The 6,877-nt window shown below is 62.5% G+C and carries 7 protein-coding genes and 1 pseudogene; all 8 read right to left on the bottom strand.

Annotated elements, in window-relative coordinates:
* Positions 1-265 (bottom strand): annotated as a pseudogene (locus F6X59_RS26270) (outer membrane protein assembly factor BamA); the annotation flags it as partial.
* A 74-nt stretch (positions 266-339) separates the two neighbouring features.
* On the bottom strand, positions 340-1,692 hold the full coding sequence (gene rseP, locus F6X59_RS26265; RefSeq protein WP_152959011.1) for a sigma E protease regulator RseP: 1,353 nt from the start codon (positions 1,690-1,692) through the stop codon (positions 340-342).
* Positions 1,693-1,740: 48 nt separating this feature from the next.
* Positions 1,741-2,931, bottom strand: coding sequence for a 1-deoxy-D-xylulose-5-phosphate reductoisomerase (ispC, locus tag F6X59_RS26260; protein ID WP_372240546.1), 1,191 nt, complete (start codon positions 2,929-2,931; stop codon positions 1,741-1,743).
* Positions 2,928-3,743 carry a phosphatidate cytidylyltransferase gene (locus F6X59_RS26255; RefSeq protein WP_152959009.1) on the bottom strand — a complete coding sequence of 272 codons (816 nt, stop codon included), beginning with the start codon at positions 3,741-3,743 and terminating at the stop codon, positions 2,928-2,930. Before F6X59_RS26255 ends, ispC begins: the two co-directional genes overlap by 4 nt.
* Positions 3,743-4,498 (bottom strand): polyprenyl diphosphate synthase, encoded by a 756-nt coding sequence (gene uppS, locus F6X59_RS26250; protein ID WP_152959008.1) that lies wholly within the window; start codon positions 4,496-4,498, stop codon positions 3,743-3,745. The genes F6X59_RS26255 and uppS overlap by 1 nt, the downstream gene beginning before the upstream one ends.
* Positions 4,499-4,513: 15 nt before the next feature.
* Positions 4,514-5,071, bottom strand: coding sequence for a ribosome recycling factor (frr, locus tag F6X59_RS26245; protein WP_152959007.1), 558 nt, complete (start codon positions 5,069-5,071; stop codon positions 4,514-4,516).
* On the bottom strand, positions 5,068-5,811 hold the full coding sequence (gene pyrH, locus F6X59_RS26240; protein WP_110639358.1) for a UMP kinase: 744 nt from the start codon (positions 5,809-5,811) through the stop codon (positions 5,068-5,070). The genes frr and pyrH overlap by 4 nt, the downstream gene beginning before the upstream one ends.
* 180 nt (positions 5,812-5,991) lie before the next feature.
* Positions 5,992-6,855 (bottom strand): translation elongation factor Ts, encoded by an 864-nt coding sequence (gene tsf, locus F6X59_RS26235; RefSeq protein WP_152959006.1) that lies wholly within the window; start codon positions 6,853-6,855, stop codon positions 5,992-5,994.
* Between the last annotated feature and the right edge of the window lie 22 nt (positions 6,856-6,877).

Genomic DNA, 6,877 nt, shown 5'->3' with positions numbered 1-6,877 from the left:
CGACCACGTTGATGATCAGGACGTTGCCATCGCGGTTCAGCTGGATGTCCTGGAAGAAGCCGGTCTTGAACAGCGAGCGGGTGGAATCCACCAGGCGGCGGTCGTCAGCCTGGTCGCCGACGTTGAGCGGCAAGGCGCCGAACACGCTGCCAGCGGATACCCGCTGCAGGCCGTTGACACGAATATCGGAGATAGTGAAGGACTCGGCGTGAACTTCAGCGATCATCAGTGCGGACATGACCGCAGTTAGCAGCAGACGTTTCATGAAGTCCTTTTATTCCAACTGGCAATAAACAACCCGCCGCATGGAAACGGCAGGTTCGCAATTGAGCGAAGCTTTTAAAGTCGACCCAGATCGTTGATCAGGGCGAGCAACATCACCCCTACGACCAAACTGATACCGATCTGGACCCCCCAACCTTGCACCCGTTCTGACAGCGGACGACCGCGCGCCCACTCGACCAGGTAAAACAGCAAATGCCCCCCATCCAGTACTGGAATGGGCAGCAGGTTAAGAACCCCCAGGCTTATGCTCAGGTAGGCCAGGAAATTCAGGAAATCCCCCACGCCGGACTGGGCTGAAGCGCCCGCCACTTTAGCAATGGTTATCGGTCCACTCAAGTTTTTTACCGAGAGCTCACCGAACAGCATTTTCTTCAGCGACTCGAGGGTCAGGACACTCATGTTCCAGGTCCGCGAGAGGCCCTCGCCCACGGCATCCAGCGGGCCATAGCTGACTTCGCGGAGCATGCTGGCCGGCCATTCGGCGCCCTTCACACCCGCCCCGAGGTAGCCCCCGGCAGCCTTGCCTTCACCTTTGTGAGCCAGCGTGACCGGCACATCGAGGGCCGCGCCATCGCGCTCGACGCGCAGCACCACCTGGGCATCGGGGCGGGCGCGAACACTGTCCACCACCTGCTGCCAATCGCCCAGCGCCGCGCCGTCGAGGGCCAGCAACTTGTCGCCGGCCTTCAGACCAGCGGCCGCAGCCGGGCCTTTCGGGTCGATCTCGGCCAGCACCGGCGACACCGCCGGCCGCCATGGGCGCAGGCCCAGGGACTGAATAGGGTCCGGCTCGTCGGCGCCTTTGAGCCAATGGTCCAGTTTCACCTGCAGCTGGCGCTCGGCAGTGGCGCCTTCGTCGCGCACCCCCACCTGCAGCGTGCCGCTCTCACCCAGGCGCCGAACCAACTGCAGATTGACTGCCGACCAACCGCTGGTCGCCTTGCCATCGATAGATACAATTTCCTGACCGGCGGCCAGGCCTGCCGACGCTGCCAGGCTGCCGGATTCGACCGCGCCGATCACCGGGCGGACCTGCTGGGTACCCAGCATGGCCAGCAGCCAGAAGAAGACGATGGCCAGCAGGAAGTTGGCGATCGGGCCGGCCGCCACAATGGCGATGCGCTGACGCACCGACTTGCGGTTGAAGGACTGATCGGCAAGCGCCGGAGGCACTTCGCCCTCACGCTCGTCGAGCATCTTGACGTAGCCACCCAGAGGGATCGCCGCCACCACGAACTCGGTGCCCTGACGGTCATGCCAGCGCAGCAGCGGCATGCCGAAGCCGACCGAGAAGCGCAGCACCTTGACCCCGCAGCGCCGGGCAACCCAGAAGTGGCCAAATTCGTGGAACGTGACCAATACACCCAGGGCCACCAGGGTGCCGACAATCATGTAGAGCGCAGTCATATCTATCTCCGAATGACGTTCAGCAGAACCCTGGCAGAGCGCCCGGCCTCAACGACCGTGACGCCTCAGCCACTCACGAGCCAGCTCACGGGCACGCTGGTCGGCAGCGAACACGGCCTCCAGCGACTGCAGCGGCACCACAGGTTCCTGATCAAGCACCTGTTCGATCATACCCGCGATCTCCGGGAAGCGGATACGCCGCTGGAGAAATGCCTCGACGGCGACCTCATTGGCCGCATTGAGCACCGCAGGCGCGCTGTTACCGGCTTCAGCCGCCTCGCGCGCAAGGCGCAGGCAGGGGAAGCGCTGTTCGTCCGGCGCCTGGAAGTCCAGACGGGCAATGGCAAACAGGTCCAGCGGCGCAACCCCGGAATCGATCCGCTCCGGCCAGGCCAGGGCGTTGGCGATCGGGGTACGCATGTCCGGATTGCCCAACTGGGCCAGCACCGAACCATCGACGTAGTCGACCAGCGAATGGATCACGCTTTGTGGATGCACCACCACTTCGACCTTGGCCGGCGCCGCATCGAACAGCCAGCAGGCTTCGATCAGCTCCAGCCCCTTGTTCATCATGCTGGCCGAGTCCACGGAAATCTTCCGCCCCATGGACCAATTGGGATGGGCGCAGGCCTGTTCCGGCGTGACATCGACCAGCGCTGCCTGGGGCGTTTCGCGGAACGGCCCACCCGAGGCGGTCAGCAGGATGCGGCGCACACCAACCTGGCCCAGGCCGCGGGCATAATCGCCCGGCAGGCACTGGAAAATCGCATTGTGCTCGCTGTCGATCGGCAGCAGCACGGCACCACTGCGCCGCACCGCGTCCATGAATAGCGCGCCGGACATCACCAGCGCTTCCTTGTTGGCCAGCAACACCTTCTTGCCCGCCTCGACGGCGGCCAGGGTCGGGCGCAGGCCCGCGGCACCGACGATGGCGGCCATCACCGCATCCACTTCAGGGGCTGCCGCAACCTCGCAGAGGCCCGCCTCCCCTACCAGCACCTGCGCAGTGCAACCGGCGCCAACCAGGCCATCGCGCAGGCGCGCAGCGGCTTCGTCATTGGGCACCACGGCATAGGCTGGACGGTGCCGAACGCACAGGGCCAGCAGTTCGTCGATGCGCGAATAGCCGCTCAGCGCGAACACCTGGTAGCGCTCGGGGTGCCGTACAATCACATCGAGGGTGCTCAGGCCGATCGAGCCGGTCGCACCCAGGACAGTAATCCGCTGCACGCTGCTCACATCACACCCCATTCGGCAGCCCACAGCAGCACGGCAAAGATCGGGATCGCAGCGGTCAGGCTGTCGATGCGATCCAGCACACCACCATGGCCAGGCAGCAGGTTGCTGCTGTCCTTGATGCCGGCACGGCGCTTGAACATGCTTTCGGTCAGGTCGCCGATCACCGACGACATGACCACCAGCGCGGCGCCCAACAGCCCTAGCAGAAGCTGAGCGAAGCCCCAGTCACGACTGATGCCCACCGCCAGGGTGATCACCAGGCTGACGGCCAGGCCACCATAGACGCCTTCCCAGCTCTTGCCCGGGCTCACCTGGGGCGCCAGCTTGCGCTTGCCAAAGGCACGACCGGAGAAATAGGCGCCAATATCAGCAGCCCAGACCAGCACCATGACCGACAGGATCAGCCAGTTGCCCAGCTGCCAGTGCTTGAGCAGGATCAGCCCTTGCCAGGCCGGCAACAGGATCAGCAGGCCGATCAACAGCTTGCAGGCCGCACTGGCCCAGAGCTCGCTGCTGCGTGGGTAGGTCAGCACCAGCCAGGTGGCCAGCGCCCACCAGATGACCGAAGCCCCGAGCACCCAAGGTGCAAGGTCCGGCATGAGATGGAGCAACATCAGCGCCCCGGCGACTACAGCGGCGTAGGCGATGCGCAAAGGCTGGGCCATAAGCCCGGCCAGACGCGCCCACTCCCAGGCACCGAGGGTCACCACGAAGCCGATGAACAGGGCGAAGTCCCCGCCGTTGAGCAGGAAAAACCCACCCAGCGCGACCGGCAACAGGATCAGCGCAGTAATGATGCGTTGTTTAAGCATTAAGCACGAGCTCCAGCCTCGACCTGCTCGCTGGTCTTACCGAAGCGGCGCTGGCGCGAAGCGAAATCGGCCAGGGCTTTGCGCATGGCCTCGTGTTTGAAATCCGGCCAGTAGAGGTCGGAGAAGTACAGTTCGGCGTAAGCCAGCTGCCACAGCAGGAAGTTGCTGATGCGATGCTCGCCACCGGTACGGATGCACAGGTCGGGCAATGGCAGCTCACCTGTGGCCAGGCAGGTCTGCAGCAAACCCGGGGTGATGTCGTCCGGACGCAGGTGACCGGCCTGAACCTCACGCGCCAGGCGCTGGGCGGCCTGGGCGATATCCCACTGACCACCGTAGTTGGCGGCGATCTGCAAAATGAAGCGGTTACTGCCCGCTGTCAGCGCCTCGGCTTCGCGCATGGCGGCCTGCAGCTCGGGGTGGAAACGCGAACGGTCACCGATGATGCGCAGGCTGATATTGTTCTCGTTGAGGCGCCGGGCCTCACGGCGCAAGGCCGAGAAGAACAGTTCCATCAACGCACCGACCTCTTCGGCCGGGCGCTGCCAGTTCTCACTGGAGAACGCGAACAGGGTCAGCACTTCGACCCCGGATTCAGCACACACCTCGATGACTGCGCGCACCGCATCGACGCCGGCCTTGTGCCCGGCGACGCCGGGCAACAGGCGCTTCTTCGCCCAGCGGTTGTTGCCATCCATGATGATCGCGACATGACGCGGCACCGACGACGGTACCGCCAACTTGGACTTTTCCATTAAAAAACCTCGGCCTTAAACGGCCATCAGGTCCTTTTCCTTGGCTTTATAAGCAGCATCGACTTCAGCAATGAACTTGTCGGTCAGCTTCTGGATTTCATCAGCGGCGCGACGCTCTTCGTCTTCGCTGATTTCCTTGTCCTTGGTCAGCTTCTTCAGATCACCCAGGGCATCACGGCGCACGTTGCGCACAGCCACCTTGGCATCTTCGGCAACGCCGCTGGCCTGCTTGGTGTAGCCCTTGCGGGTTTCTTCGGTCAGGGCCGGCATCGGTACGCGGATGGTGGTACCGGCGCTGGACGGGTTAAGGCCCAGGTCGGAGGTCAGGATGGCCTTCTCGATGGCAGCGCTGAGGTTCTTGTCGTGAGCGACGATCTTCAGGGTGCGGGCGTCTTCGACGGTGATCGCAGCCACCTGGTTCAGCGGCATCTCGCTGCCCCAGGCAGTGACCTTGACGGTATCCAGGATGCTTGGGTGAGCGCGACCAGTGCGGATTGCCGCCAGGTTGCGAGCAAGGGCCTCGAGGGACTTGGTCATGCGCTCCTGCGCGTCTTTCTTGATGTCGTTGATCATGCTTGGACTTCCTCGATCAAAGTACCTTCACCGCCACCGACCACGATGTTCAGCAGGGCGCCAGGCTTGTTCATGTTGAATACCCGCAACGGCATCTTGTGGTCACGGCACAGGCAAATTGCGGTCAGGTCCATCACGCCCAGCTTGCGATCCAGAACCTCGTCATAGGTCAGGTGATCGAACTTCTCGGCGTGCGGATCCTTGAATGGATCGGCAGTGTACACACCATCAACCTTGGTCGCCTTCAATACCACGTCGGCATCGATTTCGATGCCGCGCAGGCAGGCTGCGGAGTCGGTAGTGAAGAACGGGTTGCCGGTACCGGCAGAGAAAATTACCACATCCCCGGAGTTGAGGTGGCGAATAGCTTTGCGACGATCGTAATGATCGGTGACGCCAACCATGGAAATGGCCGACATGACCAGGGCCGGGATGTTCGAACGCTCCAGCGCATCGCGCATGGCCAGGCCGTTCATCACGGTGGCCAGCATGCCCATGTGGTCACCGGTGACACGGTCCATGCCGGCTGCGCTGAGCGCTGCGCCGCGGAACAGGTTGCCACCACCGATCACCAGGCCGACCTGAACACCGATCCCTACCAGCTGGCCAACTTCAAGGGCCATGCGGTCCAGCACCTTCGGGTCGATCCCGAATTCTTCCGAGCCCATCAGGGCCTCGCCGCTAAGTTTGAGCAAAATGCGTTTATAGCGAGGTTGGCGACCACTCACCTGCTGAGCCATTGCGAGTCTCTCCTGCGGCGTACTTTTAGAAAATTCGTGCGAGCCGTTTTCGGCTTGCTAACTGTAGCGTGGCACCGTTTTGGTGCCAGCGGCGCCGGGCCTTATAAACCCTGCGCCGTTTTGACAAAGAGGCTGCGCGCGTGAGCGGGCAGCCTCTTTGGGGCGACAGACGGGGCTGTCTTACTGCTTGGCAGCAGCTACCTGAGCGGCAACTTCTTCAGCGAAGTTGTCGACTGGCTTCTCGATGCCTTCGCCAACCTTGAAGTAGGTGAAGGAAACGATTTCAGCACCGGCTTTCTTGGCCAGCTCGCCAACTTTGACTTCTGGGTTCATGACGAAGGCTTGCTCTTTCAGCGAGGCTTCGGCCTTGAACTTGGCGATACGACCGTTGACCATGTTCTCAACGATGTTTTCCGGCTTGCCGGCGATCTTGTCAGCGTTCAGCTGCAGGAAGACGCCCTTCTCGCGCTCGATGGCCTCGGCGGAGATTTCCGACGAATCCAGGAACTCTGGGTTCGAAGCTGCAACGTGCATGGCGATGTTCTTGGCCAGCTCGACGTCGCCGCCTTTCAGAACAACGACTGCACCGATCTTGTTGCCGTGCAGGTAGGCGCCGACAACGTCACCTTCAACGCGCACCAGGCGACGGATGTTGACGTTTTCGCCGCACTTGGCAACCAGGGCTTCACGAGCGGACTCACGCGAGGCGATCAGCGGAGCAGCGTCGGTCAGCTTCTGGGCGAAGGCTTCTTCCAGGCTTTCGGCCACGAAGTTCTTGAAGTCGTCTTGCAGGGCCAGGAAGTCGGTCTGCGAGTTCACTTCCAGCAGGACGGCGGCTTTGCCGTCGGCCTTGACGGCGATAGCGCCTTCAGCAGCGACGTTGCCAGCCTTCTTGGCGGCCTTGATGGCGCCCGAGGCACGCATGTCGTCAATGGCTTTCTCGATGTCGCCGCCGGCCTTTTCCAGGGCCTTTTTGCAATCCATCATGCCTTCGCCGGTACGCTCGCGCAGTTCTTTGACCAGCGCCGCAGTAATTGCTGCCATTTCAAAATCCTCTTGGAAAGTT

It is taken from the genome of Pseudomonas sp. MN1F (assembly GCF_009391885.1).
GTDB lineage: Bacteria > Pseudomonadota > Gammaproteobacteria > Pseudomonadales > Pseudomonadaceae > Aquipseudomonas.
This window is presented reverse-complemented; position numbering and strand designations above follow the sequence as displayed.

Bases quoted from the DNA above. Each gene is read 5' to 3' on its own strand.
- pyrH (WP_110639358.1), bottom strand. From the start codon at position 5,811: ATGGCTCAGCAGGTGAGTGGTCGCCAACCTCGCTATAAACGCATTTTG.
- uppS (WP_152959008.1), bottom strand. From the start codon at position 4,498: ATGGAAAAGTCCAAGTTGGCGGTACCGTCGTCGGTGCCGCGTCATGTC.
- F6X59_RS26255 (WP_152959009.1), bottom strand. From the start codon at position 3,743: ATGCTTAAACAACGCATCATTACTGCGCTGATCCTGTTGCCGGTCGCG.
- frr (WP_152959007.1), bottom strand. From the start codon at position 5,071: ATGATCAACGACATCAAGAAAGACGCGCAGGAGCGCATGACCAAGTCC.
- tsf (WP_152959006.1), bottom strand. From the start codon at position 6,855: ATGGCAGCAATTACTGCGGCGCTGGTCAAAGAACTGCGCGAGCGTACC.
- rseP (WP_152959011.1), bottom strand. From the start codon at position 1,692: ATGACTGCGCTCTACATGATTGTCGGCACCCTGGTGGCCCTGGGTGTA.